The 25,051-nt window shown below is 73.8% G+C and carries 23 protein-coding genes and 1 riboswitch; of the genes, 7 read left to right on the forward strand and 16 right to left on the reverse strand.

Going from position 1 to position 25,051, the window contains the following annotated elements; all coding sequences use genetic code 11:
* The first annotated feature begins 150 nt into the window (after positions 1-150).
* Together ABT008_RS23305 and ABT008_RS23310 are read left to right on the forward strand one after the other, a co-directional pair.
* Positions 151-756 (forward strand): redoxin domain-containing protein, encoded by a 606-nt coding sequence (locus tag ABT008_RS23305; protein ID WP_350698393.1) that lies wholly within the window; start codon positions 151-153, stop codon positions 754-756.
* Complete coding sequence (locus ABT008_RS23310) at positions 756-1,814, forward strand: cytochrome c biogenesis CcdA family protein (RefSeq protein WP_350698395.1); 1,059 nt, start codon at positions 756-758, stop codon at positions 1,812-1,814. The genes ABT008_RS23305 and ABT008_RS23310 overlap by 1 nt, the downstream gene beginning before the upstream one ends.
* Here the strand turns inward: ABT008_RS23310 and serS are convergent.
* The 5 genes from serS to ABT008_RS23335 all read right to left on the reverse strand — a co-directional run bounded on the left by serS (position 1,801) and on the right by ABT008_RS23335 (position 7,374).
* Positions 1,801-3,081 (reverse strand): serine--tRNA ligase, encoded by a 1,281-nt coding sequence (gene serS, locus ABT008_RS23315; protein ID WP_350698397.1) that lies wholly within the window; start codon positions 3,079-3,081, stop codon positions 1,801-1,803. The two genes, ABT008_RS23310 and serS, sit on opposite strands and share 14 nt — an antisense overlap.
* A 263-nt stretch (positions 3,082-3,344) precedes the next feature.
* On the reverse strand, positions 3,345-4,415 hold the full coding sequence (locus tag ABT008_RS23320; protein ID WP_350698560.1) for a DNA polymerase III subunit beta family protein: 1,071 nt from the start codon (positions 4,413-4,415) through the stop codon (positions 3,345-3,347).
* Between the two features lie 146 nt (positions 4,416-4,561).
* On the reverse strand, positions 4,562-5,734 hold the full coding sequence (locus ABT008_RS23325; RefSeq protein WP_350698399.1) for a saccharopine dehydrogenase family protein: 1,173 nt from the start codon (positions 5,732-5,734) through the stop codon (positions 4,562-4,564).
* A 12-nt stretch (positions 5,735-5,746) separates the two neighbouring features.
* Positions 5,747-6,934 (reverse strand): alcohol dehydrogenase catalytic domain-containing protein, encoded by a 1,188-nt coding sequence (locus ABT008_RS23330; protein ID WP_350698400.1) that lies wholly within the window; start codon positions 6,932-6,934, stop codon positions 5,747-5,749.
* Positions 6,931-7,374, reverse strand: a complete 444-nt coding sequence (locus ABT008_RS23335; RefSeq protein WP_502890490.1) for a hypothetical protein — start codon at positions 7,372-7,374, stop codon at positions 6,931-6,933. The genes ABT008_RS23330 and ABT008_RS23335 overlap by 4 nt, the downstream gene beginning before the upstream one ends.
* A gap of 186 nt (positions 7,375-7,560) precedes the next feature.
* Here ABT008_RS23335 and ABT008_RS23340 point away from each other — a divergent pair, with 186 nt between their 5' ends.
* Entirely contained in the window at positions 7,561-10,407 is a 2,847-nt protein-coding gene (locus tag ABT008_RS23340) for a helix-turn-helix transcriptional regulator (RefSeq protein ID WP_350698402.1), read from the forward strand.
* 64 nt (positions 10,408-10,471) lie between these two features.
* Here the strand turns inward: ABT008_RS23340 and ABT008_RS23345 are convergent, their stop codons facing one another.
* The 4 genes from ABT008_RS23345 to ABT008_RS23360 all read right to left on the reverse strand — a co-directional run bounded on the left by ABT008_RS23345 (position 10,472) and on the right by ABT008_RS23360 (position 12,706).
* Entirely contained in the window at positions 10,472-11,017 is a 546-nt protein-coding gene (locus ABT008_RS23345; RefSeq protein ID WP_350698563.1) for a DsbA family protein, read from the reverse strand.
* Positions 11,018-11,100: 83 nt separating this feature from the next.
* Positions 11,101-11,790: a BON domain-containing protein gene (locus ABT008_RS23350; RefSeq protein WP_350698404.1), complete on the reverse strand. Its 690-nt coding sequence runs from the start codon at positions 11,788-11,790 to the stop codon at positions 11,101-11,103.
* A 198-nt stretch (positions 11,791-11,988) separates the two neighbouring features.
* Complete coding sequence (locus ABT008_RS23355; RefSeq protein ID WP_350698406.1) at positions 11,989-12,381, reverse strand: hypothetical protein; 393 nt, start codon at positions 12,379-12,381, stop codon at positions 11,989-11,991.
* A gap of 172 nt (positions 12,382-12,553) precedes the next feature.
* Positions 12,554-12,706, reverse strand: coding sequence for a hypothetical protein (locus ABT008_RS23360; protein WP_350698408.1), 153 nt, complete (start codon positions 12,704-12,706; stop codon positions 12,554-12,556).
* 338 nt (positions 12,707-13,044) lie between these two features.
* Between ABT008_RS23360 and ABT008_RS23365 the strand changes: the two genes are divergently transcribed.
* Positions 13,045-13,410 (forward strand): STAS domain-containing protein, encoded by a 366-nt coding sequence (locus tag ABT008_RS23365; protein WP_131054395.1) that lies wholly within the window; start codon positions 13,045-13,047, stop codon positions 13,408-13,410.
* A 3-nt stretch (positions 13,411-13,413) separates the two neighbouring features.
* Here the strand turns inward: ABT008_RS23365 and surE are convergent, their stop codons facing one another.
* From surE to ABT008_RS23395, 6 genes are all read right to left on the reverse strand, one after another.
* On the reverse strand, positions 13,414-14,238 hold the full coding sequence (surE, locus tag ABT008_RS23370; protein WP_350698410.1) for a 5'/3'-nucleotidase SurE: 825 nt from the start codon (positions 14,236-14,238) through the stop codon (positions 13,414-13,416).
* A complete protein-coding gene (locus ABT008_RS23375; protein WP_350698565.1) occupies positions 14,235-15,200 on the reverse strand; it encodes a PfkB family carbohydrate kinase in 966 nt (321 codons plus the stop codon). Before ABT008_RS23375 ends, surE begins: the two co-directional genes overlap by 4 nt.
* A 235-nt stretch (positions 15,201-15,435) precedes the next feature.
* The gene (locus ABT008_RS23380) at positions 15,436-16,518 is read right to left on the reverse strand and encodes a coiled-coil domain-containing protein (RefSeq protein ID WP_350698412.1); all 1,083 of its coding nucleotides are present in this window, start codon (positions 16,516-16,518) and stop codon (positions 15,436-15,438) included.
* 4 nt (positions 16,519-16,522) lie between these two features.
* Positions 16,523-16,655: riboswitch (cyclic di-AMP (ydaO/yuaA leader) on the reverse strand.
* 185 nt (positions 16,656-16,840) lie between these two features.
* On the reverse strand, positions 16,841-17,446 hold the full coding sequence (locus tag ABT008_RS23385) for a P-loop NTPase family protein (protein WP_350698414.1): 606 nt from the start codon (positions 17,444-17,446) through the stop codon (positions 16,841-16,843).
* Between the two features lie 268 nt (positions 17,447-17,714).
* Positions 17,715-19,829: a HelD family protein gene (locus ABT008_RS23390; RefSeq protein ID WP_350698416.1), complete on the reverse strand. Its 2,115-nt coding sequence runs from the start codon at positions 19,827-19,829 to the stop codon at positions 17,715-17,717.
* A 171-nt stretch (positions 19,830-20,000) separates the two neighbouring features.
* The gene (locus tag ABT008_RS23395; RefSeq protein WP_350698418.1) at positions 20,001-20,945 is read right to left on the reverse strand and encodes an alpha/beta fold hydrolase; all 945 of its coding nucleotides are present in this window, start codon (positions 20,943-20,945) and stop codon (positions 20,001-20,003) included.
* Between the two features lie 148 nt (positions 20,946-21,093).
* Between ABT008_RS23395 and ABT008_RS23400 the strand changes: the two genes are divergently transcribed.
* Positions 21,094-21,738, forward strand: a complete 645-nt coding sequence (locus ABT008_RS23400) for a carbonic anhydrase (RefSeq protein ID WP_502890491.1) — start codon at positions 21,094-21,096, stop codon at positions 21,736-21,738.
* Between the two features lie 325 nt (positions 21,739-22,063).
* On the opposite strand, the gene ABT008_RS23405 is transcribed toward ABT008_RS23400, so the two are convergent.
* Positions 22,064-22,393 carry a hypothetical protein gene (locus ABT008_RS23405; RefSeq protein ID WP_350698420.1) on the reverse strand — a complete coding sequence of 110 codons (330 nt, stop codon included), beginning with the start codon at positions 22,391-22,393 and terminating at the stop codon, positions 22,064-22,066.
* Positions 22,394-22,706: 313 nt separating this feature from the next.
* Here ABT008_RS23405 and ABT008_RS23410 point away from each other — a divergent pair, with 313 nt between their 5' ends.
* Positions 22,707-23,198 carry a DUF3145 domain-containing protein gene (locus ABT008_RS23410; protein ID WP_350698422.1) on the forward strand — a complete coding sequence of 164 codons (492 nt, stop codon included), beginning with the start codon at positions 22,707-22,709 and terminating at the stop codon, positions 23,196-23,198.
* A 97-nt stretch (positions 23,199-23,295) separates the two neighbouring features.
* A complete protein-coding gene (locus tag ABT008_RS23415) occupies positions 23,296-25,026 on the forward strand; it encodes a glycoside hydrolase family 3 protein (protein WP_350698569.1) in 1,731 nt (576 codons plus the stop codon).
* Positions 25,027-25,051: the final 25 nt, after the last annotated feature.

Genomic DNA, 25,051 nt, shown 5'->3' on the forward strand with positions numbered 1-25,051 from the left:
ACCGAAGCCGGTACCGGGCACGCGTGCCGCGACCGAAGCGGGAGTGCGTACGCGTACCGCAACCGAAGCGGGAGTGCGTGCCCGTGCGGTGACCGAAGCGGGACCGGGCGGGCGGCCGGTGGCCGTACCAGCGAACCGAAGGAGACACCGATGAGGCCGGTCCGACCGACGCGACGTGCCATCGGTGCGGTCGCCGTCCTGCTCGCCGCCGCGCTGGCGGCCGGCGGCTGCGGTGCCGCGGACTCGGTCGAGGAGGCTGCGGCCGTACCGGAGTCCGCCTCCGCGCCCGCACCCACCCCGGCGTCTGCGGAGCCCGCCGGACCGACGCCCGGCCCCACCACTCCGGTGCCGGTACCCGACACCCTGCGGTTCACCGGGCAGACCCTGGCCGGTGCGGATTTCGACGCCGCCGCCCTGGCCGGTCGTCCGGTGGTGCTCTGGTTCTGGGCGCCCTGGTGTGCCACCTGTGCCAGCCAGGCGTGGACCATCGCCGAGATCGAACCGGGCTTCCGGGACACCGTGCCGATCGTCGGCGTCGCCGGGCTCGGCGAACGCAAGGCGATGACCGACTTCGTCACCGAGTTCGAACTCGGCCCGATGCCGCAGATCGACGACCGGCAGGGCACGCTCTGGAAGCGGTTCGGGGTCGTCGAGCAGAGCACCTTCGTGATCATCGATCGGGAGGGCAAGGTCGCGCACAAGGGGTGGCTGGACGGGGAGGACCTCACCCGGCGGGTCACCGCGCTGGCCGCCTGATGGAGGCGCCGCTCCTGCTCGCGCTGACCGCGGGCATGCTCGGCGCGGTCAACCCGTGCGGCTTCGCGATGCTGCCGGCGTACCTGTCGCTGCTGGTCGCCGGGGCCACCGACACCCGGGGCGCCGTCGGCCGGGCACTCACCGCCGCCGCCGCGCTCACCTGCGGGTACGTGCTGGTGTTCGGTGCCTTCGGCCTGGCCCTGGCCCCGTTCGCCGGGTGGCTGCGTCCCCGGCTGCCGTGGTTCACCGTCGGGCTGGGACTGCTGCTCCTGCTACTCGGCTGCTGGCTGCTCGCCGGACGACGGCTGCCCAGCCTGCGCCCGCTGACCCGGGCGCCCCGACTGACCCGCAGTTGGCCGTCGATGGTGCTGTTCGGCATGGCGTACGCGACCGCCTCGCTGGGCTGCGCCATCGCGCCGTTCCTGGCGATCGTGGTGACCAGCCTCCAGGCCGGATCGACCGGACGCGGGCTGGCGCTGTTCGGGGCGTACGCCCTGGGGATGGGGTTGGTGGTCGCGGTGGCCGCGCTCGGCGTGGCGCTGCTGCGCGGCGAAGTGGTCGCCCGGCTGAGGGGCGCCGGCGCCTGGGCGCCCCGGGTCAGCGGCCTGGTGCTGCTGCTCGCCGGCGGTTACGTCGCCTGGTACGGCTGGTACGAGGCGCGGCTGGCCGCCGGTCGTCGCGAGGCGCTCGCCGATCCGGTGGTGAGCGCCGTCGCCGGTGTCCAGCGTTCGCTGGCGGCGGCTCTGGACAGCGCGGGTCCGGCGGTGCTCGTCGCGGTTGCCGGCGTGCTGCTGCTCGCCGGCTTGCTGCGAAGGAAGGGCACCTTATTAACGCCTGCGGTAGAGCAGGGGTCCCCTGCTAACACCGCACTCCGCCGCGAGCCGCCGGACGCGAGCGCACGGAGCGGCACTGCACCGAGCGGCGCCGCACCGAGCGACGCCGCACCACCGGTCGATACCGCGCGCAGCGGCAGTGCGCCGGTCGGCGTACCGGGCAGCGGGTCGGAGCGTCGGGGGCCGCACGCGGCGACCCCCGACGAACCGGTCAGCGCGGGGTGAGTCGGTCGGTGCCGATCCGGTCGCGGAGCACCTCCGGCACCAGCACCGAACCGTCGGCCTGCTGGAACTGCTCCAGGATCGCCGGCAGCAGCCGGCTGGTCGCCAGCGCCGAGCCGTTCAGCGTGTGTACGAACCGGGTCTGCTTGCCGCCCGGCTCGCGGTAGCGGATCGCCGCCCGTCGGGCCTGGTAGTCACCGCCCCAGGAGACCGACGAGACCTCCTTGTACTTGCCGGTGCTGGGCATCCACACCTCGATGTCCAGCGTCTTGCGCATCGAGGCGCTGGAGTCGCCGGCCGCCAGCAGGCTGCGCTGGTAGTGCAGGCCCAACCCCTCGACCAGGCTCTCCGCGTGGGCGACCATCTGTTCCAGCGCGGCGTCGGCCTGCTCGGGCAGGGTGAACTGGAAGATCTCCACCTTGTTGAACTGGTGGCCCCGCACGGTGCCGCGCTCGTCGGAGTGCGAGCCCGCCGCCTCGCGGCGGTAGCAGGGGGTGTACGCGAACACCCGCAGCGGCAGCTTCGCGGCCTCCAGGATCTCGTCCTGGTACGCGCCGAGGATCGCCGTCTCCGCCGTCGGCAGCAGGAACTGCCCACGCGGGGCGGACTGCTTGTCCAGGTGGTAGACGTCGTCGTAGAACTTCGGGAACTGGCCGGCGGCGAAGCCCGCGGTGTCCAGCAGCAGGTGCGGCGGGAGCAGGAACTCGTACCCGGCCTCGATGTTGCTCTCGATCAGCCAGTTGACCAGCGCCCACTCCAGGCGGGCACCCAGGCCGGTGTACATCCAGAAGCCCGACCCGCCCAGCTTGACGCCGCGCTCGTGGTCGACCAGGCCCAGCGCCCGGCTCAACTCGACGTGATCACGGACCTTCTCGATCGCCGGAGGCGCGCCGAAGGTCTTCACCACCCGGTTGGCCTCCTTGCCACCGGGGACCACGTCCTCGGCGGGCAGGTTGGGCAGCTCGCTCATCACGGTACGCAGCCGTGCCTGCACCTCGTCGAGTTCGCTCTCCAACTCGGCGATCTGCTTGCGGCCGACCTCGGAGGTCGTCTCCGGCTCGACACCGGCCCGCTTCGCCTGCGCGTACGCCCGTGCCTCGGCCTTGCGACGCTGGCGTTCCCCGTCGATCTCACTGATCAGCCGGCGACGCTCCCGGTCGAGCTGCTGGATGTCGTCCAGCGCCCGGTCGACCTCGGCGGCCTCCAGCCGCTTCGCCAGCGCGGTCGCCACCGCGTCGCGATCCTTCCGGATCAACTCCATGTCGAGCATGCTGCTCCGTACGCCTCCGTCCGGAAGTCGGGTGGACTACCAGATGCTACCGCCGCGCCCGGATCGCCCCGACTCCCGCACCCGCCCGACCGATCCTGCTCAGCGGCGCGCTTCGCGCTGAGCCGGTGGCGCGCTCGGCCGGCGCGCTCGCTCAGAGCTGGTGGGGACGCTCGGCGGGCGCGTTCGGTCAGAGCCGGTGGGCACGCTTGTGCCGAGACAGCGGCGCGTTCGGTCAGAGCCGGATCGGCATCAGGCGCGTTCGGTCAGAGCCGGATCGGCATCAGGATGGAGAAGGCGCCCTCGTCGTCCGGGCGGCGGATCGCCAGCGGGGTGACCGGGCTGTCCAGTTCGAGCACCAGATGGCCGCTCCCGGCCGCGTCCAGCGCGTCGAGCAGGTACGCGCCGTTCACCCCGACCCGCAGGTCGTCGGCGTGGTGCAGGTCGTCGGGGCCGAGCAGGCGCAGCCCGTCGCCCGTCCCCAACCCGAGTACGGTCACCGGCAGCGGAGCACCGGCGTACTCGCGCGTCAGCGTGGGACCGCCCGCCCGCAGCGCGCCGGCCAGCCACTCGGCGTCCACCGCGATGCGGCGGATCGGCCCGTGCTCGCCCGCGCGGGGCAGCAGCACGTGGTAGTCGGGGAAGTCGTCCGGCAGCGCCGTGGCGTGCAGCTCCCGCCCGCCCACGTCGGCGTGCAGCCGGGACGTGGTCAGCGTCAGCCGTACCTCGTGCGCGTCGACGTCCGGGTCGGTCACCAGTCGGCTCAGCCTGTCCACCCCCGCCAGCGGCAGCAGCGTACGCACCGCCGGGCCGTCCACCGTCGCGTCGGCGCTCGCCACCGCCAGCCGGTGCTGGTCGGTGGCCACCAGCCGTACGCCCGTGTCGGTCACGTCGAACAGGACACCGGTGAGCGCCGGCAGTTCCGGGTCGGTCCCGACGGCGAAGCGGACCGCGTCCACGGCGGCGGCGAGTCCCGCGCGGTCCAGGGTGAGCCGGGTGGCAGCGTGCGACTCCTCGACCGGCAGCAGTGCCCGGATCCGGGACACCTCGCGGCGCGCGTCGGCCAGCCCGTCGGCCAACCGTCGGAGTTGGGTGTCGAGCAGCCGGTGCACGACGGCTGGTTCGGCGCGTACCGCCTGGGCGATCTCGGCCACCGGCAGGCCGACCCGGCGCAGCCCGGCGACGAGCCGGGCCGAAGCGACCTGGTCGTCGGTGTAGCGGCGGTATCCGGTCACCGGGTCCACCAGGGCCGGCACCAGGACCCCGGCGGCGTCGTAGAACCGCAGGGCACTCACGGTCAGCCCGCTGTCCCGGGCTACCTCGCCGATGCTGCGCAGGTCACGCTCCACCCCGCAGATCCTGCCGCCTCGACCAGGTCGAGGGTCAACCGGGCGCCGGGCGGATGTTAGGAGGGGTCCCTTCCTATACACGAGGCGTTAGAAAGGGACCCTTCCTTTCACCAAAACCGTTCGCCCAGCACCGTTCACTCGACGACGCGGAAGGTGAGGCCGGCGGTGGTGAGGCGGGTCAGGAGTGCGTCGCCCATCGCGGTCACTGGTGTGACCTGGCCGGACGTGGCCGGCAGGTCGTCCAGGGCCAGGCAGAGGGCGGACTCGGCGAGCATCTTGGCGGTCTCGTCGTAGCCGGGGTCGCCGCCGGCCACCTCGGTGACCACCCGCCGACCGCCGCCGGTGCCCACGAAACGGACCCGGAACCACGACTCGGCCCGCTGCTCGGCGCTCGGGCCTTGGCCGGAGGCGAGCCGGCCGAGCAGCCAGCGCCGGGCCGGGGGCAGCCGGGTGAGTCCGGCCAGCGCGCCCAGGCCGACGCCCGCCACCAGGACGGTGGGCAGGCGCTTGACCGCCGCGAAGTGCCGGTAGCGGAAGTCCGGCCCGTACTCGGGGCGGGCGGCGGCCGAGCGGCGTACCACCTGCGGGTCGATGGTCGGCAGCGGCACCGCCCAGACCGGCAGGTCCCGCGACCGGGCCAGCTTGCCCGGCACGGCCCGGACCCGGCGGTCGGTGGGGCGCGGTTCGGCCGCCCGTCGCTCGCGGGCCACCCGGGACGTCTCGGCCTGCCGGGAGAAGGCGGTCAGCGCCGAGTGGTACGTGCCGCCGGAGAACCGGCCGCCGGCCCGTACGTAGCCGTCCACGGTGATCGGTACGTCGGCCGGGAGGTGCTTGACGGTGAACCAGACGCCCAGGTCGTGCGGGATCGAGTCGAAGCCGCAGGCGTGCACCAGCCGGGCCCCGGTGCGGGTCGCCTCGGCGTGGTGCCGCAGGTACATCTGGTCGACGAACTCGGGTTCGCCGGTGATGTCGAGGTAGTCCGTGCCGGCTGCCGCACATGCCGCGACCAGCGGTTCCCCGTGGTGCACGTACGGGCCGACGGTGCTGGCCACCACCCGGGCCCGCTCGGCGACCGCCCGCAGCGACGCCGGGTCGGTGACGTCGGCGGTGAGCAGCGGCAGGTCCGCCAGGTCCGGCGTGATCGCGGCCAGCCGGTCCCGGACCGCAGCCAACTTGTCGGGGTTGCGTCCGGCGATCGCCCAGCGCAGTCCGGCCGGCGCGTGCCGGGCCAGGTACTGCGCGGTCAGCTCACCGGTGAACCCGGTCGCCCCGAACAGCACGACGTCGTACGTCCGTTCCGCAGCCATTCCGCGATGATGTCATCCACCGGGCCGACCGTCGATCGATAGCGGCTCGTGCGGGGTGAACACGGCCCGCAGGCAGTCGTCGGGGTGGTCGCGGAACAGCGCGTACCCCTGGGCCGCCCGCTCCAGCGGGAAGTGGTGCGTGGCCAGGTGTTCGGTACGCAGTTCGTCGCGGGCCATCCGGTCCAGCAGCATCGGGATGTACCGCTGGCCGTGCTGGCGCGCTCCGCGCACGGTGAGCCCCTTGTGCACCACCGCGCCGGTCGGGAACGCGTCGACGACGCGCGTGCCGCCGTTGAGCACGAAGACCGTGCCGCCCTTGCGGCAGGCGTGCACCGCCTCGCGCAGCGCCTCGGGCGCGCGGCGGCGTCCGGTGAAACGCTCCGCCAGGGACCGGGGCTCCTCGGCCGCGCCGCCGACCGCCTCCACACAGACGTCCGGTCCCCGCCCGCCGCTGAGCTCGCGCAGTTCCGCCAGCACGTCGGTGTGGCGCAGGTCGAGGGTTTCCGCGCCGGTGTGCTGCCGGGCCATCAGCAGCCGCCCCGGGTGCCGGTCGACGACCACCACCCGGTCGGCGCCGAGCAACCCGGCCGCCCGGGCGGTCAGTTGCCCCACCGCCCCGGCACCCCAGACGGCCACCACGTCCCCGGGGCGGACCGTGCCCAGGTCGGCACCCATCCAACCGGCCGGGGCGGCGTCCGAGGCGAACAGGGCCCGGTCGTCACCGACGGACTCCGGCACGGTGAACGCCCCGACGTCGGCGTACGGCACCCGGACGTACTCGGCGTGGCTGCCGGCGAAGCCTCCGGCGGCCCGGGGCTGGCCGAAGCAGCCGGCCACCGGGTGCCCCCACTCCGCCTCCCCGGCGGCCGGCTCGGTGCTGCCGTTGTCGCAGCAGGCCGGCAGCCCGCGCCGGCAGTACCAGCAGGCACCGCAGGCCACCGAGGCGCAGACCACCACCCGGTCGCCGACCCGGTGCCGGCGGACCGCCGGACCCACCTCCAGCACGTCGCCGAGGAACTCGTGGCCGAGCACGTCGCCGGGGGACAGGCCGGGTGTCCGCCCGGCGAGCAGCGACAGGTCGGCGCCGCAGGTGGCGCTGCGGCGTACCCGGACGATCATGTCCTGGTCGTTGCGCAGCTCCGGGTCCGGGACCTGGCGCACGGCCAGGTCCCCGCCGGAGGTCCAACACAGCGCCCTCATCCCGGCGGGCGCGCCGGTCGGTCGGTGGACGGACGGTCGGCGCGCAACACCTCACCGGCCTCGACGAGCTGCTTGACCTGCCACAACGCCTGGCGCACCAGGAGCTGCGGGTCGTCGCCGACCAGGTGGGCGGCGAACCCTGGCGGGGTGGCGTCGGTCCGTGGTCGGGCGGCCAGTTCGACGCCCCGGTCGCCGGGCGCGGCGCGCAGTGCGACGTCGACCGCGCCGTCGAGCCGACGCAGCGGCTCGGGCCAGCCGCGTGCCGGCAGGACCTCCTCCGCCGGGCGGTCGACGGTGACCACCTGCCAGCGCCCGGTGCGGGCGCCGTCGGGTCCCCGGCGGCGTGTGGCCCACCGGCGGGCGACCACCGACCGGGCGGTACGCGCCGCCGCCCCACCGAGGACGCCGGCCACCGCGACGACCGTCCTGACCCGTCCCACTCGCACCTCCGGATCCGTGTCCGCCCCGATCGTCCGGATCGGCGGCCCCGACCAGCGGACGGAACCTCTCCACGCTCGCCCGGGGTGAGGTGAACCCGGCTCGCCCCGAAGGGGTGAACGGCTGCCGGTCGGGTAACCGCCCGCCGCAGGACCGGGGAGGAGTACGCGTCCGTGGGGGTGGGCCGGATGCCGGATGACCGCAGCACCGTACGGACCGCCGGGGCGGTCGGCGTACCGGCCGGCCCGCCCCTGCTGGCGTCGCGGCTGACGCCTGCCGTGCTCCCGAGACCGGTGGTGCTGCGTCCCCGGCTGGCCCGGATGTTGGACGAGGGGGTGACGTCGCCGGTCACGCTGGTCCGCGCGCCCGCCGGGTGGGGCAAGACCACGCTGCTCGCGTCGTGGCGGCAGGCCGTGACCGAGGCCGACCCGGACGCCCCGGCACCGGCCTGGATCTCGGTGGAGGCCGGCGACGACAGCGACCGTCTCTGGTCGTACCTCGCGGCAGCGCTGCGGTCGGTCGCGGACCCGGGGGCGGACCCGGCCGCGACGCCGGTGCCCGACCGGGCCCCACGCCCGGACGAACTGGAGGTGCTCGCCGCCGCCCTGGCTGCCCGGGAGCGACCCGTGGTGCTGATCCTGGACGACCTGCACCGCGTCACCGATCCGGCCGCCCTGGCCGGGCTGGAGTTCCTGCTGCGGCACACCGAGCAGCGGTTGCGGGTGGTGGCGGCCGGGCGGGCCGGCCTGCCGTTGGCGGTGCACCGGCTACGGCTGGCCGGTGAACTGACCGAGATCGGTCCGGGTGACCTGGCCTTCACCGCCGACGAGGTGGCCGACCTGCTGACCGCGCACGGGGTGGCGGTGCCGGCCGCCGCCGTCGAGCGGCTGCGCGGACGAACCGAGGGGTGGGCGGCGGCGTTGCGGATCGCCGCGCTCGGGCTGCACGGCCAGCCGGACCCGGACCGGTGGATCAGCCAGCTCGGCGCGGACCAGCCGGAGATCGCCGGCTACCTGCGCGAGGAGGTGCTCGCCGGGCTGGACCCGGCCGATCGGGACCTGCTGCGCCGCGCGGCGGTCACCGACACCGTCTGCGCCGGACTGGCGGTGGCGCTGACCGGTGACGGCGACGCCGAGGGGCGACTCGGCGCGCTCGCGGCGGACGCCGGACTGCTGCACCCCGACGGCGGGCGGCCGGTGTGGTACCGGTGCCATCCGCTCCTGGCCGACCTGCTGTACCGCGAAGTGTCCCGGCTGCCCGCCGAGGAGCAGCGTGACCTGCACCTGCGCGCGGCGAGCTGGTACGCCGGCAACAGCCGACCGGCCGACGCGCTGCGGCACGCGCTCGTCGCCGGCGACTGGACGAGGGCGACCGACCTGTTCGTGACCGGCTGGCCCGAGTTGGCGTACGACCGGGGCGGCCGGACCGGGCCGGTGCCCGCGCCACCCCCGGCGGAGGCGGTGTCGCGTGACCCGGAACTGGCGCTGGCCTGCGCCGCCCAGCGGGCCCTCGACGGCGACGGCGACGCCGCCCACCGGCATCTACGGCTGGCCGCCGGGCACGCCCGCGCCCTGCCGGAACCGCGCCGCAGCCGGTTCGCCCGGCTGGTCGTCGCCGTCGAACTCACCCTGGCCCGGCTGGCCGACGACCCCGAGGCGGTACGCGCCGCCGCCGCCCGCCTGCTCGCCACCCGCCCCACCGCCGCATCGCCCACCGCCGCATCGCCCACCGTCGAGGAGCCCACCGCTGTCGCGGAGCCCGCCGTCGTGGAGGCCACCGTCGTGGAGGCCACTGCGGGACGGCACGCTCTCGTCGCTCCGGACGGGGGCGCGACGGTCCGCGCCGACGACCCACGGGCCGGCACCAGGGACGACGCCGACGTGCGGGCGGTGGCCGGTACCGCCTCGGCCCTGCTCGCCCTCGACGCCGGTGACCTGGCCGGTGCGGCGAGCGGGTTCGCGGCGGCGCTGGCGGCGGCGCGGTCGGCCGGTCGGCCGCGCACCGAACTGGTCTGCGCCAGCCGGTGGGCGCTGCTCGCGGCGCTGCGCGGCGAGCTGCGCGCGGCCGAGGAGGCGGCCCGCGCGGCGCTGGCCCTGCCGCCCTGCCAGGGCTGGTCGGCGCAGCTCGACTGCGGGTACGCCTACCTGGCGTTGGCCCTGGTGGCGCTGCATCGGGACCAGCCCGCGGAGGCCGAGGCGAACCTGGCCCTGGCGGCATCGGCGAACGAGGAGGCGGCGGCCGGCGCGGTGGCGGGCTGGTGCCGGGCGTACCTGCGCGGCGACGAGGGGGATCTCGCGGTGGCCCACCGACTGCTGGTGGAGGCCCGGAGCCGCTGGTCCGGCCGGGGCGGCGAGCTGGACGTGCGGCTGCGGGCGGCCGAGGCGGACCTGCACAGCGCCCGCGGTGACGTGGCGACGGCCCGGGACCTGGCCAATGGCCACCCGGAGTCGTCGGCGCCCCCGCTGGCGGTGGCCGCCGCCCGGGTCGAGCTGCGGGCCGGTGACCCGCGCGCCGCCGCCCGCCTGCTGCCGGACTGGTCGGCGCCGTCGTCGGCCGACTGGCCGCTGCCGGTACGCCTGGAAGCCGCGTTGCTCGACGCGGTGCTCGCGGCCCGGAGCGGGGACGGGCGGCGGGCCGGCCGGACGGTGGAGCAGGCGCTCGACCTGGCGGCCCCGGACGGGTACCGGCGGCCGTTCACCCGGGCCGAGCCGGGCCTGCGGGACCTGCTCGCCGCCCACCTGGACTCCGGCACGGCGCACTGGCCGACGGTCAGTGACCTGGTCCGTGCCGTCGAGGTGTCGGACGGGCGGGGTACGCCCGGCGTGCCGGTGGCGGCACTGGACGAGCCGTTGACCGAGCGGGAGCTGACCATCCTGCGGTACCTGCAGAGCATCCTGTCCAACGTGGAGATCGCGGCCGAGCTGTCCGTCTCGGTGAACACCGTCAAGACGCACGTCCGCAACATCTATCGCAAGCTGGACGCGACCCGCCGTCGGGACGCGGTACGCCGGGCCCGCCAACTGCGTCTCATCTGATCCGGGTACGCGACGGTGGCGGGTGAGTGCTCGCCCGCCACCGTCGCCACCGCCTCGGCCACTGTCAGCCGGTGGCGTCGTCGACCACGGTCAGGAGGGTGCCCGGGTCGACGTCGCCGTCGTGGCGGTCGCCGTTGACGAACAGGGTGGGGCTGGCGTCCACGCCGCTACGGATCGCGCCGACGAAGTCCTGCCGGATCCGGTCACCACCGGCGTGCCGCCCGATCTCCGCGTCCACCTCGTCGACCGGCAGGCCGAGCTGCTCGATGCCGAGCGTCAGGTGCACCGGGTCGAGTTGGTCCTGGTGCTCGTAGAGCCAGTCGTGCATCTCCCAGAACCGTCCGCGCCGACCGGCGGCCTCCGCCGCCTCGGCGGCCCGCTCCGCGTACGGGTGGATGTTGGCGATGGGGAAGTGCCGATAGACGAGGCGGACGGTGTCGGACCGCTGCCGCTGGACCTCCTGGAGGTTGCGGTGGGCCGTCCCGCAGAACGGGCACTGGAAGTCGCCGTACTCGACGATCGTCACCGGCGCGTCCACCGGGCCCCGGACGTGGTCGTGCTCCGTGACGGGTGTGCGGAGCCGCGCAGTGACCTGCAATGGCGTGGTCAGCCGATCGGTCATACCCGCCAGTCTGCTGTCCGGCCGGGTGAGGCGGGGTCACCCGGCCGGGGTGGTTGGGCGGCCGGGACGGCTCAGCCCAGCACCGGGGCCACCGCGATGTGGTTCTGCACCTCGCGGATGCCGGGAGCGGACCAGACGACCCGTTCGACCTCGGCTCGCTCGGGCATCGAGTGCACCAACCCGCCCAGCAGCACCGTGTCGCCGTGCACGCGTACCGTCACCTGCTCGGCCTGGGTGGCCTGGTTGCGGGCCAGCGCGTCGACGATCCGCTGGGCCAGCACGGCGCCGTCGGGGCGTACCGAGGGTCGGACGACGAGACCGTCGCTGACCCCGCGTACGCCGCCGAGCCCGGCGACCGCCTGCTGGGCGGCCCGGCGCTGGTACTCCCACTCGACCTCGCCGTGCAGGGTGACCCAGCCCTGCGAGACCGTCACGTCGATCTGCTCGACCGGCACGAACGCGTGCCACTGGAGGGCGTGCGTCACGGCGGCGGCGATCTCCGGGTCGGTACGCTCCGCGCCGGTGGCCGTGTGCACGGCGAGGTCGTTGGCGACGGCCCGGACCTGGGCCACCCGGTGGGCGGCCCGTTCCGCCGCCCACTTCTTGGCGTAGCCGTCCACCCGTCCGGTCAGTGTCACCACGCCCTCCGCGACGCTCACCCCGATCTCGTGCGGCCGGACCCGGGGCTCCCAGTCGAGTTCGTCCAGCACCGCGGTCCGGATGTGCTCGTCGGTGCGCTGGATCGTCGAGATGCTGGCCATCTCCTCGCTCCTCTCGCGGTGTCGGGCGCGGACCCGATACGGGTCCGCCGGGACCGAGCCTGGTGGGGGTCCGGGTGATCCGGCCTCACCCGGCTCGGGCGAGATGCCGCGCACAAATGCAAGGAAGGGTCCCCTGCTATGCACGAGGCGTTAGCAGGGGACCCTTCCTTACATCGAACTGCCGGTCGGGCGGTGCCGTCAGGTCAGCGGGCCGGCGGGGGAGTCCGGGCGCTCGACGTCCACGAACTCGATGTCGTCGACGGCCCGATCCCGGCTGCCGGCGGCCCGCGCGGCGCTGCCGGCGGCCCAGCCGATCGCGGCGCCGACCAGGGCCGCGCCGATCAACAGGGTCCAGGGCAGCGCGGGACGGCGTCCGGCGAGCGCGTCGAAGGCCACGCTGGCCCGGTGCCGCGCCTCCTCGGCCGCCGATCCGACCAGGTCACCGGCGTCGTCGGCGAAACCGGCCGAGGTGTGCCGCGCCGAGCGGGCGGCGTCCCGGATGCTGTCGCCCGCCGAGACGAGGTGTTGCCACGCCTGGTCCGTGATCTGTTCCGGCTTGCTGCGACGGTCCAGCAGGTTGCTTCCGAACATGTGGTTCCCTCCTCGACAGTGCCGAAGCCGGTGGCCGGGGCAGACCTCGGACGTCGGCGGTTCGCCACCGACGCTGTGCCCCGCCGGACGCCACCGCAAACCAGCGTGCCTGCGTGGTCGGTGCCGGCCGCGTGGACGCCGCCCGCGCACGGTGCGCCAGCGGCGTACCGGATCACCCCTGGGACACCACCGCGACGACCGCCGCGCGGGCGAAGTCGTCGTCATCGTCATCGTCGTCGTCATCGCCCCCGCCGCCGAACCCGCAGGCGAGCAGGAGGGCGAGCAGGGCGCTGACACCGGCCAGACCGGCGAGCCTGCGAAGCATCGCGTCGTCCCTTCGTCGTGGTCGTCATCGGTGATGCTAGGCACACTCCGCCACCGGCACCGGCTGGTCGCAGGTCAGGCCGTCGGCTGGCGGGGGCACGCCGGGGTCCCGGATATCGGACGGGCGAGCCGCGGCCCGCTACCCTGGTTCGTCGGTGCGAGCCTCGGCTTGCTCCGAGTGATAGGACGTAATAAGTCCGGATATGGGCGATTTGACGCGCCGATGTCCGCGAATTGCTCATCCCGAGGGGTGGCGACCGAGGCCGTCGGAGGAATACTCTCGGTCGCGGCCCGCGTACTGATGAGGCGCCCGTCGTACGGGCGAGTGGAGGTGCTCGCGTGAGCCTGTCGATCCTGCAGACGGTTCGGCCCGGTGGTGTCATCGAGATCGCCCCTCGGGGCGAGATCGACGTCGACACCGCGTACGAGGTGAAAGAGGCCATCGCCGAAGTGCTGGCCAAGGGGCGGCCGGCCCGGATCGAGCTCAACATGCGGCTGGTCACCTTCATCGACTCGGTGGGCATCAGCGCGATGGTCGCCGGCTTCCAGACGGCTGAGGTCAGCGGCGTCAAGCTGATCGTCACCGAACCCAGTCGGTTCGTGCACCGACAGCTCTGGGTGACCGGGCTGCTCGGTCTCTTCGGCGCGCCGGAGCCGTACTACGCCGGTGCCGCCGCCACTCCCGAGGTCCTTCCCGGCGGCTGACCGTCAGTCGCCGTCGAGACCGGTCAGGTTCACGTCGGACACCTCGGTGACGGCGCGGACCGCCGTCACCGAGGCGTACCCGTCGGCGAGCCACGCCAGGTCGGTCCCGGGCTGCACCGCCTGACCGGGCTCCTCCAGCGCGGTCCGCACGAAACCGTGGCCGGCCTCGGCGACGGTCATCTGCACCTGACCGAAGGTGGCCAGCCCCGCCCGGCGTACGCCGCGCAGCCGGCCCAGCGGCACGTCCGGCGAGTTGACGTTGAGCACGCTCTCCACCGGACCGGCGGTCAGCCGGGGGAGCAGGTCCAACGCCACGTGGGCGGCGGTGGCCCAGTTCCGTTCGGCGTCGCGTACCCGGGCCGCGGCGGCCACCGCGGCACCTCCGCTGACGGCGGTCGCCTCCCCGACGGAGAGCACGTCCAGTGACACCGCCAACGCCCGGCAGCCGTTGGCGGCGGCGGTGAACGCCGCACCCACCGTGCCGGAGTGCAACACCGCCCGGCCCGCGTTCGCCCCCCGGTTGATGCCGGAGAGCAGCACCGACGGCGGCGGCCCGAAGGCGCCGTGCACGGCGATCAACGCGATGAAGCCGGGTGAGCCGCCGACCCCGAAGGCCGGTACCCCGGCCAGCTCCGGCAACGGATGCTCACGGACCACCACCTGCCCGTCCTGCTCCACCGCACTCATCGCGGCGCTGGTGCCGCTCGCCTCCTCCAACGGTGCCGCGACCACCACGTCCAGCCCTCGGTCGACCGCCGCCCGGGCCAGTGCATGGATGCCCGGCGCGGCGATCCCGTCGTCGTTGGTGATCAACACTCGCAGGGTCATGCGCCACCCACCCGGTGGGCCAACTCGTCGGGGGTGGTGCGTTCCTGCCGGCGGACACCGGCCGGCTCCAGGCGTACCCGGTCCACCAGGCCGGTGATCGAGTCCAGCCGCCCGGTGCCCAGCCCGTGCCGGGTGACGTTCAGCGCGCCGGCCGCCGCGCCGGTCCGGATCGCGGTGCGTACGTCACCGCCGCGCGCCACCACGGCGGCCACACTGGCGGTCATCGAGTCCCCCGCACCGCGCGGATCGGCCGCCTCCAGGCGGGGCATCTGCACCTCGAAGACCTCGCCGTCGACGAGGGCCAGTGCCGGCTTGTCGGCACGGCTGACCACCACGTTCTCGGCGCCGGTGGCGTGCAGGTCGTACATCGCCCGGGTGAGCTGCTCCTCGTCGTCGTCGGCCGCGCGGCCGTCGGCGATCAGCTCCTCGTGGCTGACCTTGACGAAGAAGACCCCGCTGTCCAGCACCGCCGTGAGGTGGTCGCCGCAGAGGTCCACCACCACCCGGCTGCCGTTGGCGCCGAGGTCGGCGGCGAAACGCCGGTACAGGTCGGCGGGGACCAGCGACGGGTCGTTCGGGCCGCTCAGGATGCTCACCGCCGCCCGCAGCCCCTCGCCCAGCGACAGGTTGTAGAGCTCGTCCAACTCGTGTCGGCTCAGCGGCTGCCCGGTCACGTCGACGATCTCCTGCCGGGTGCCCTCGCGGCGGTCGTGCACGTACCCGCCGCTGCCGCCGGAGTCCCGCGCCACCACCTTGAGGTCGACGCCCTCGCTGACCAGCAGCGGCTCCAGCACCTGCCCGATCTCGCCGCCGAGCGCGGTGCAGAGCACCACGTCGACGCCGTGCGACAGCACCATCCGGGCCTGCCAGACGCCCTGACCGCCGGGGTGCAGGTGCAGCTCCGGAGTCTCGTTGGGCTGGTCGATCGTGACCGTGAGCAGTGGGGTCGGCGCGAAGACCATCACATGTCCGGTCGCCGCACTCACGACGCACCGTCGCACTGGGTCCGCTGCGGTCCGCTCATAACCGTTCCTCCCGGTCGCCACGAAATGTCCGCTTCGATGTCGACGGTAACCAAGGTGGCCGGAGAGCGCGCGGCGACGGGCGGGGCGGAACCGAGGCAGCCGCCTCGGAGTGCGGGAACGACGACGCCGGGTGGACCACCCGCGAGGGCGGCCACCCGGCGTGCCGTGTGGATCAGTACACCGACAGGTGCACGTGGTTGGTGTGGTCGCTGGACGGGTCGCCCCGCGCGCCGCTGTACGTCCGCCAGCCGCTGCTCGGCAGCCAGATCTGCTTGTACCAGATCACGTAGAGCACGGCGAGACGGTCGGCGTTGTTGACGTAGAACGCCGCCAGGTTGTTGCCGTACGTCCGGTCGCCGCCGGTGGCGACCCCGCCGAAGCCGTTCTTCTGCGCCGCGAAGTCGCAGGCCCGACCCTTCGGGTGCTCACCCGAGCCGCCCGCGCGGTAGCAGGAGACGTACCGGGTGAAGCCGGCCGCCTTGGCCTGGTTGAGCGCGTGCAGGGTGCGGGGCGTGATGCAGCCGTTGGCCGGGGTGGGGTCGTTGACGCTGCACGACTCGGCCGGCCAGGAGCCGTTGGCGTTGCGCGGTGCCGGCTTGGCCGTGGGGCTGCTGGAACCGCCGCCGCGTGCCGGGGTCCGGCTGGCCCGCTCCTGTGCCGCAGCCCGCTCGGCGCGCTCGGCGCGCTCCTCGGCCACGGTCAGCGAGCGCTCGGCCTGCTCCTTGCGCTTGGCCATCACGGCCACCTGCTTGCGCTGCTCCTGCACCTCGACATCGAGGGCCTGCTTGGTCTTGCTGACCTCGTCCCGGGTGGTCCGCAGGTCCCGCAGCGCGCGTTCCTCATTGGCCGCCACCGCGTCCAGCGCCGCCGCGCGGTCCATGAAACCGGCCGGGGAACCGCTGTTGAGCAGCGCCGACGCGGCACCGAGTCGGCCGCCGCGATACGCCTGCGCGGCGATCTCGGCTACCTTGTCGCTGCGTTCGGTGAGCTGACCCTCGGTCGTGGTGAGCTGCTCGGCCAGCTTCTTCTGCCGGTCGACCGAGCGGTCCAGGGCGGTCTTGGCGTCGAGGTAGCCCTTGCTGGCCGCCTCCAACTGGGCGCGCAGCGCCGGTGTGCCGCCCTCGTCGCCGACGTCACCGGGGGCTGCGGAGGCGGCGCTGAAGGGAGCGAGCGCGGCGCCCAGGGCGAGGGCGAGCCCCGCAGCGATCAGGGCCGCCGTACGGGCGGCCGGTCTCACGGTTGCCACTGCTGGCATGCACATGTCCTTCCGTCAGCCGCCGACCGGGTTAGCTGACGGGTTCGGGACGGAAGATCCCTACCGCTGGACGCGGATGCACCCCTGGAACATGGTTCCCCGGTTCGCCCTGGCAGGCGATTAGGCGGCGGTCACCGCCGGCACCGTCGAGTGCCGCCTGGCGGAGACCGGGTCCGAGCCTACCGGTGCTGGTGGGGCTGGTGCAGCCGGTGTGACTCCTGGTGTTCCCCTGATCACCAGTAAACCAGACATAACGGATTTTGGTTGCTTTTTGTCCAGTGCCCAAACGGTCCAGGCGACGATCCGGCGAGTGGCTTTTCAGCTATGCACTGCTCAGCCAGTCGGTGGTGCGACGGACGTCGGCGGCAGTGCGGCAACGGATGGTCTTGTCCGCGACCAGACTGACGAACTGCTCAAGCGTGCGGGTTCCGTTGGCCCCGTCCCGTTCATGCAGTTGCTCGGCTGTCGCGAGGGGTCGGGAACGGTAGCTGCGCGATCCACGCGCTACGCGGACGGCTGACCGGACATCCCAGTCACTGCCACCGCGTAGTCGGTGCTCAATCGCGCGCCGCACTACCCGCCAGGTCGTCATCCGCGTCGGCAAGTCGAGCCAGACGACGACGTCGGCAGCGTCGCGCAACGCTGAGGTCCAGCCGGCATACAAACCCTCCGCCACCCAGGTTTCAGTGGTGGCGAGTTCGGCCGCGCGTTCCCGACGGACACCATCAGAGGTCCGTGTCCACTGCCAGAACGGAGCCTCGTTACGACCGTCCGGAGAGTCATACGCCAGCCTGTCCAACTCGCGACACGGCGCGGACAGCAGCGTTGCCAACGTGCGTGCAAGCGTCGTCTTTCCACTGCCAGGACCGCCGAGGATGAGCACGCGCTTCGCCTTCACAGGACGCGCCCGAAGTTCGTGTGCTGGCATGACGGGCACCCTATCCGGCGCGCTGATCACAGCTGCTACACAACCCTGGACGACCGCCCCGTCAGCCGTCTCCCGGCCCAGGGGAGCGAGGCCCCTCAGCCCCGCCCACACCGAGGACGACGTTCTACACCACATGGAGACCGGGCGATGGTCCGGACTGCTGACCCTCTACACCGGCCGCTACGGCTACCGGTGGCGCCGCAGGTTCACCGCAGAGTGGCGCAAGGCAACGAATACCGCGTCCACATCTCCGGTCGGTGCCTCCGGCTCAGCCGGTCGGGTCGATCGTGGTCAGCCGCTGGGTGGCCCGGGACAGGGCGACGTAGAGCGTACGCACGCCGGAGCCCGGATCGGCACGGATCTCACCGGGGGCGACCAGCACCACGCCGTCGTACTCCATGCCCTTGGCCTCCAGGCTGGTCACCACCTGGAGGCGCTCGCCGCCGAGCCCGCCCAGCCAGGCCGCGACCTCGTCCCGGCGCGGCACCGGCGTGATCACCCCGACGGTGCCCTCGACCTCGCCGAGCAGCGCGCTCGCGGCGGTCAGCACGCTGGTCTCCAGCTCCGCCGCCGGCACCACCAGCTCCACCGGGTCGACCCCGGTGGTCCGCACCGCGGTGGGCAGGGCCAGGTCCGGGTACGCCCGCCGGATCTCGGCCGCCGCCACCGCGAAGATCTCCGCCGAGTTGCGGTAGTTGGTGGTGAGCGTGAAGCGGTGCCGCCGACGGCGACCCAACGCCTGGTCCCGGGCCCGGGACAGCTCCTGCGGATCCCCCGTCCACGCGGTCTGCGCCGGGTCACCCACCACCGTCCACGAGGCCAACCGACCGCGCCGGCCGATCATCCGCCACTGCATCGGTGACACGTCCTGCGACTCGTCCACCACCACGTGCGCGTAGTCGCGGTAGTCCTCGGGCCGCTCCCGGGCCGCCTGGCGGGCGGCCCGCTGCCGGTCGGCGTACGTGCTCAGCTCGCGTACCCCACCGGCGAGCTGGAACGGGTCGCGCTTCGCGCGGGCCGGACGCACCGGCTTGCCGAGCAGCGCGTCCAGCTCGTCGAGCAGCGCCACGTCGGCGACGGTCGGCCCCTCGGCGGCCAGCCCCCGGTACGCCTGCTCCAGCAGCCGGATCTCGGCCCGGGACAGCAGCCCGGCGGCGTACCGGCGCAGCCGCTGCGGATCGGCCAGCCAGCCGAGCACGTGCCGGGGATGCAGCCGGGGCCACCACGCCTTGAGGAAGTCCCGGAAGTCCGTCCGGTCGATCAGCTCGTCCTCGAAGGCCCGCTGCTCGGGCAGCCGGGCGATGCCCAACCGGCGGGCCTGCGCCCAGAGCGCCGCCAGGACACCGTCGAAGCCGGCCCGGCGTACCTCGTTGCGTCGCGCGCCCCGGGCCAACGCCCGGTCCCGGATGGCGTCCAACTCGGCCCGCTCCAGCCGCAGCAACTGCCCCCGGTAGAGCAGCCGCAGCTCGGCCGGGGAGTCGGGTACGCCGTCCCGGGCCGCCCGCTCCAGCAACCGGCGCATCCGCAGCGACCCCTTGACCGCGGCCACCTCGACCGGGTCGGTGCGGGTGGCGACCAGCCCGGGGAAGAGGGTGCCCAGCGAGTGCAGGGTGGCGGTCTCCTCGCCCAGGGACGGCAGCACCGAGGCGATGTACTCGACGAAGACCGAGGAGGGGCCGACCACCAGGATGCCGCCCCCGGCGTACCGGCTGCGGTCGGAGTAGAGCAGGTACGCGGCACGGTGCAGCGCCACCGCCGTCTTGCCGGTGCCCGGCCCACCCGAGACCAGCGTCACCCCGGAACCGGGGGAGCGGATCGCCTCGTCCTGCTCGCGCTGGATGGTCGCCACGATGTCGCGCATGCCCCGACCGGTGGTCCGGGACAGGTTGGCCAGCAGCGCGCCGTCGCCGACCACCGCCATCTCCGCCGGTGCGGCGTCCGGGTCGAGCAGGTCGTCCTCGATCCGGGTGACCCGCTCCCGGCTGGACTGGATCGTCCGGCGGCGTACCACGCCGAGCGGCTCGGCCGGGGTGGCCTGATAGAACGGGGCGGCGGCCGGGGCGCGCCAGTCGACCACCAGCGTGGCGGCGTCCTCGTCGCGGATGCCCAGCCGTCCGACGTGGAACACCTGCCCGTCGCGCAGGTCCAGACGGCCGAAGACCAGCCCCTCGTACTCGGCGTCGAGCACGTGACGGCGCTGCGCGGCGTGGAACACCATCGCGTCCCGCTCCACCAGCGCGCCGAAGTTGCCGACCCGGGCCAGCCGGTAGCCGTCCCGCTCGGCACGGACCGCCGCGCGGCGCAGCTCGGCCAGTCGTGCGTACACCCGGTCGAGATGCCGCTGCTCGACGGCGATCTCCTGGTCCAGGGTGCTCTGGTCCACCGCTTCGTTCTCCTCGTCACGCCGGCCCGGCCAACCGCACGAGATTACGCCCCACCTCGCGGGCGTGCGGAGGCACCGGGCCCGGGTGCGATCTCTAGCGCGGTGTCCAGAACGTTCACCGGGCCGCGCCTGGACCTCGCCGCGACACCGCCAACGTTCCTGGACACCGCACTAGCGGCGGCGGGTGCGGCCGGCGGCGGCGCGACCACCGGCGCGTCGGGCGTCGGCGAGCACCTGACGCAGCACGCCGGAGAGGGCCGCGGTGACCTCCTCGGGGCGCTCCATCATCAACATGTGCCCGGCGCCGGGGCAGACGGTCAGCTCGGTGGCGGGCAGCGCGGCGGCGATCGACTCCGCGCACGGCGGCGGGGTGAGCCGGTCCCGGTCGCCGACCAACGCCGCCGCCGGCAGATCCGCCAGCGCGGCCAACGTCTCCAGCCGGTGCTGGGCGCCGAAGGAGGCCCGGAACCCGCCGATCGAGCGCAGCGAGGCGCGCGCCACCGCCGAGGTGACCAGGCGGATGTCGGTCGGGTCGCAGCGGTCGCCGAAGAGCATCCAGCGGATGCTGGGGCGGAGCGCACGCAACAGGGCCCGGGGCGGACGCCAGGCCCCGCAGCGGGCGAGCACCCCGGCTCCGGTGGTCTCGGCCAGCCGGATGATCCGGGCGATCCGGGGCGACAACCCGTAGACCGTGTGCGTGTGGCCCTCGGCGGTGGTCGAGACGAAGACCAGCCCGGCCACCCGGCGGGCGAAGTGCCCGGGGTGCCGGTGCGCGTACTCCATGATCGTCATGCCGCCCATGGAGTGACCGACCAGCACCACCCGCCCGTTCGGCACCACCGCGTCCAGCACTGCGGCCAGGTCGTCGCCGAGCTGGGCCAGCGTCGCCGTGGGCAGCGTCATGCAGCTCGACCGACCGTGGCCACGTGCGTCGTAACTGACCACCCGCACCGACCGGTACGCCGTGCGCAGCGCCGTCACCTGCCGGTGCCAGCTCCGCGCGTCGAGCGTCCAGCCGTGCAGCAGCACCGCCGTGACCTCGGCGTCAGCCGGGCCGTCGACGTCCACGTGCAGGCGTATGTCGTCGCCCAGTCGCACCTCGACCGGATCTGGCATCGCCACCTCCCCAGGCACAGGCGGATGCGTAACACCGGGGATACCCGGTGGTAACACCGGCTACCCGTCATGAGACCACGCGGATCGGGGTGCTGAGAAGATCCCGGAACCGGGTACGTCGACGGGAGGATCCGGTCAAGCTGTGACCATGGCGATGCCACGGACGGCCGATCCACGACCGGACGACCGGGCGGCCGGCGGGACCCCACGCGCCGCACTGGCCGCACTGCTCGCCGGCAACAGGCGCTTCGTCAGCGGCCAGCCGGTGCACGGACACGACGTCACCGCCGCCGCCGCGAGCGCCTCCGGAGACCAGCAGCCGTACGCCGTCCTGCTCGGCTGCATCGACTCGCGGGTACCGCTCGAAGCGATCTTCGACCAGACCTTCGGCTCGATCTGCGTCATCCGCACCGGCGGCCACGTGCTGGACCGCGCGGTCCTCGGCTCGATCGAGTACGTCGTCGACGTGCTGGGCGTACCACTGGTGATGGTGCTCGGGCACGAACGCTGCGGCGCGGTGGCCGCGACGGTCGACACGCTGCGTACCGGTCGACGCCCGGCCGGGGCCTTGGCCCACCTGATCGACCGGATCGCGCCCGCTGTGACCGAGGTGGGGCTGGACGACCCGCAGGTCCAGCCCCTGGCCGTACGCCGCCACGTCCGGCGCACCGTCACCACCCTGCGCGCCGACCCGCTCCTGGCCCCCGCCGTCGCCTCCGGCCGGGTCGCCGTGACCGGCGCCCTCTACACCCTCACCACCGGCGAGGTCTCCCTGGTCGCCCCCACCCCCTGACCACCCCACCCCACCCGTCCCCACCCGTCCCGCTGGCCGCTGCCCGCCCTGTCTCGCGCGATCATGGACTTGTGGCAGAGGTTTTGGGCCGTTATCCGACCTTTTGTCGCTGCCACGGCTCCATGATCGACGCAGTGGAGCGAGGGGTGCGGCGAGGCAAGGCAAGGTGCGCGAGGCGAGGTGGGGTGCTGCGAGGCGGGGTGCTGCGAGGCGGGGTGCTGCGTCGGCGGGTGCGGCGCGGGCGGGTCGGGGTCGGGGTGGGGACGCGCGAACGCCCGCCGGGTGAGCCCGGCGGGCGTTCGTGGTGGTGCGGGTGGGGCGGTGCTCAGCCCTCGAAGACGCCGGCCTCGACCAGGCGCTTCTCGGTGGCGTCCCAGCCGTCGCCCGGGTGGGCGGCGTTGAGGCCGTTGATCTCCGCCCGGATCTTGGTGGCGTGACCGGCGGCGGCCAGCACCCGGATCTCCTCGATGAAGGCCTCGGAGTCGGTACGCAGGTGCGCGGTCTTGCCGTTGGTCAGGTTCCGCACGTAGGCGTGCTTGCCGCCGTTGAGCGGAATCAGGTACTTGAACTCGCCCAGCACGCTGAGTGCGCCACCCTGGCCAGCCTGGCCGGCCCGGACTGATGCGCGCGCGGTCTTAGAGGTGTTGCTCGCCACGGAGGTACTCCTTGCAAGACGTACGGAGGACGGGGAACGTCCGGGGGCTGATGCGGGCGGTACCGAACGGGTGACCCGCAGAGGCTGTACGCGGCACAGGCCGCCGATGGAACTGTACACGAGCCACGATCCCGGCTGGTCACCGCGGCGTCACGAGGTGGAACCGCAGTCACCTGTCCGGGTATTCCGACCGGCGGATTTCCCGATTCGCTGGCGCACCATCCGTCACAGGAGTCATCATGTGTTCCAGCAACGCACCCGGTCCGGGTCGAGGTCGTAGGGGAAGACGCACCTCGCTCTCCGGGAGGTCACCGTGCCAACGCGTGGCGTCGTATACGTCCATTCGACCCCGCTCGCCGTGTGCTCACACGTCGAGTGGGCGATCGCGCGCGTCCTTGTCGCGCCGGTCAACCTGCAATGGACGGCTCAACCCGTCGACCCCGGCGCCCGCCGGGCCGAGTGCGGGTGGTCCGGTCGCCCGGGGACGGGCGCCGAACTGGCTGCTGCCCTCCGGCAGTGGCCCATGATCCGTTTCGAGGTGACCGAGGAACCCAGTCCGGGCGCCGACGGCGAGCGTTTCATGTATGTGCCGGGACGCGGGCTGTTCCGGGCCACGGTCGGTGCCGCCGGTGACATCCAGCTCGGCGAGGACCGGCTGCGCAGCATCATGGCCGGGGCCCGGGGACCGGAGGCGCTCGCGCACGCGCTGGACAAGGCGCTCGGCACCGCCTGGGACGCCGAGCTGGAGCCGTACCGCTACGCCGGTGACGGCGCGCCGGTGACCCTGCTCACCCGGGTCGGCTGAGCGGCCGGACCCGAGGCCCGCCACCTCCGGCGGCGTACCGGCACGCCCGTCCCCTGGTTGACGGTCGAGTTGCCCCGATACGCGGTGAGCTGGTGGACTGGGCCGCGTGTCGACTACCCCTCGGCGCGTCGTCGCCGCGTTCGTCGCCGTGACCGCGTTACTCGTCACCGGCTGTTCGGGAGCCGGGCAGCGACCGGGGGCCGCCCCGTCGTCGGCCCCGGCGACAGAACCGGCACCCCCGTCGAGCGCACCGCCGGACGACCCGGCCACCCGGGCCGCCGCGCTGGTCGCCGAACTCGCCGACGAGGACCTGGTCGGCCAGGTGCTGATGCCGTACGCCTACGGCGACCAGGCCACCAAGGTCTCGGCCGGCTCGGCCGCCGGCAACCGGAACCTCGGCGGCGTGGACACTCCGGCCGAGATGATCGAGAAGTACCGGCTCGGTGGCCTGATCCTGGTCGGTTTCAGCGCCGACGACCCCACCCAGGGCAACCAGCCGACCACCAACGTCGACAACCCGAAGCAGGTCCGCCAGCTCACCACCGGCCTACGGGAGGCCGCCGACAAGCTGCCCGCCGGCACGGCGCCGTTCCTGATCGGCACCGACCAGGAGTACGGCGTGGTCACCCGGATCACCGACGGGGTGACCATGCTGCCCAGCGCGCTCGCCGCCGGTGCCGCCGACGATCCGGCGTTGACCGAGGCCGCCTGGCGGGCCGCCGGCACCGAGTTGGCCGCGATGGGGATCAACCTCGACTTTGCGCCGGTCGCCGACGTGCTGGTCAAGCGCAGCACGGTGATCGGGTCCCGGTCGTTCGGCGCGGACCCGACCCGCGCCGCCGGACAGGTCGGCGGTGCGGTCCGGGGGCTTCAGGCGTCCGGTGTCGCGGCCACCGTCAAGCACTTCCCCGGGCACGGGCACAGCGCCGTGGACTCGCACGAGGACCTGCCGGTGCTCACGCAGTCGCGCAAGAAGCTCGCCGCCGAGGCATGGCCCCCGTTCAGCGCCGGCATCCAGGCGGGCGCCCTGGCCGTGATGTCCGCCCACCTCGACGTGGCGGAGATCGATCCGGGAGTGGCCGCCACCTTCTCCCGCAAACTGCTCACCGACGTGCTGCGCGGCGAACTCGGGTTCCAGGGCGTGGTCATCACCGACGGGATGAACATGTCGCCGGCCCGCCGCTGGGGGCCGGGTGAGGCGGCGGTACGCGCACTCAAGGCCGGCAACGACCTGATCCTCATGCCGCCGCACGTCGGTCAGGCGTACGACGGGCTGCTGACGGCGCTGCGGGACGGCTCGCTGCCCCGGGCCCGACTGGTGGAGGCGGCCACCCGCGTACTGACGATGAAGTTCACCCTGGCCGACAAGCCGGTGCCGGAGATGTCCACGCTGCGGGCTCCGGCGCATCTCAAGGCCGCCGGTGACCTGGCCGCCGCCGCGGTGACCGTGTTGAAGGGCCGGTGCGACACCAGCGGGGTCAAGGGCCCGGTCACCGTCACCTCCTCCGGCGGGCGGGCGCACACCCGGACCGCGCTGACCGAGGCACTCACCGCCGCCGGGGTGGAGGTGGTGCCCAGCGGCGGCACGGTCGTGCACCTCGTCGGGTACGGCGACGGGGCCGGCGACCTGCGCTCCGGAGCCGCCGTCACCGTCGCCATGGACACCCCGTACGTGCTGGCGCAGGCGACCTCGCCGACGCTGCTGGCCACGTACTCGTCGAGCCGGGCCTCGATGACGGCGCTCGCCGACGTACTCGCCGGCAAGGCTGCCCCGCGCGGACGGTCCCCGGTGAAGGTCTCCGGACTGCCCGCCACCACCTGCGGCTGACCCGCCGACCGGCCCGGAACACGCA

It is taken from the genome of Micromonospora sp. NPDC002389 (assembly GCF_040296095.1).
In the GTDB taxonomy this organism is placed as follows: Bacteria; Actinomycetota; Actinomycetes; order Mycobacteriales; family Micromonosporaceae; genus Micromonospora.

Excerpts from the sequence above, each read along its gene's own strand:
- ABT008_RS23375 (WP_350698565.1), bottom strand. The coding sequence starts at position 15,200 with ATGGTCTTCGCGCCGACCCCACTGCTCACGGTCACGATCGACCAGCCC.
- ABT008_RS23340 (WP_350698402.1), top strand. The coding sequence starts at position 7,561 with ATGCCGGATGACCGCAGCACCGTACGGACCGCCGGGGCGGTCGGCGTA.
- ABT008_RS23360 (WP_350698408.1), bottom strand. The coding sequence starts at position 12,706 with ATGCTTCGCAGGCTCGCCGGTCTGGCCGGTGTCAGCGCCCTGCTCGCC.
- ABT008_RS23400 (WP_502890491.1), top strand. The coding sequence starts at position 21,094 with ATGGCGATGCCACGGACGGCCGATCCACGACCGGACGACCGGGCGGCC.
- ABT008_RS23380 (WP_350698412.1), bottom strand. The coding sequence starts at position 16,518 with ATGCCAGCAGTGGCAACCGTGAGACCGGCCGCCCGTACGGCGGCCCTG.
- ABT008_RS23330 (WP_350698400.1), bottom strand. The coding sequence starts at position 6,934 with ATGAGGGCGCTGTGTTGGACCTCCGGCGGGGACCTGGCCGTGCGCCAG.
- ABT008_RS23325 (WP_350698399.1), bottom strand. The coding sequence starts at position 5,734 with ATGGCTGCGGAACGGACGTACGACGTCGTGCTGTTCGGGGCGACCGGG.
- ABT008_RS23305 (WP_350698393.1), top strand. The coding sequence starts at position 151 with ATGAGGCCGGTCCGACCGACGCGACGTGCCATCGGTGCGGTCGCCGTC.
- ABT008_RS23310 (WP_350698395.1), top strand. The coding sequence starts at position 756 with ATGGAGGCGCCGCTCCTGCTCGCGCTGACCGCGGGCATGCTCGGCGCG.
- surE (WP_350698410.1), bottom strand. The coding sequence starts at position 14,238 with ATGACCCTGCGAGTGTTGATCACCAACGACGACGGGATCGCCGCGCCG.
- ABT008_RS23350 (WP_350698404.1), bottom strand. The coding sequence starts at position 11,790 with ATGGCCAGCATCTCGACGATCCAGCGCACCGACGAGCACATCCGGACC.
- ABT008_RS23355 (WP_350698406.1), bottom strand. The coding sequence starts at position 12,381 with ATGTTCGGAAGCAACCTGCTGGACCGTCGCAGCAAGCCGGAACAGATC.
- serS (WP_350698397.1), bottom strand. The coding sequence starts at position 3,081 with ATGCTCGACATGGAGTTGATCCGGAAGGATCGCGACGCGGTGGCGACC.
- ABT008_RS23395 (WP_350698418.1), bottom strand. The coding sequence starts at position 20,945 with ATGCCAGATCCGGTCGAGGTGCGACTGGGCGACGACATACGCCTGCAC.
- ABT008_RS23385 (WP_350698414.1), bottom strand. The coding sequence starts at position 17,446 with ATGCCAGCACACGAACTTCGGGCGCGTCCTGTGAAGGCGAAGCGCGTG.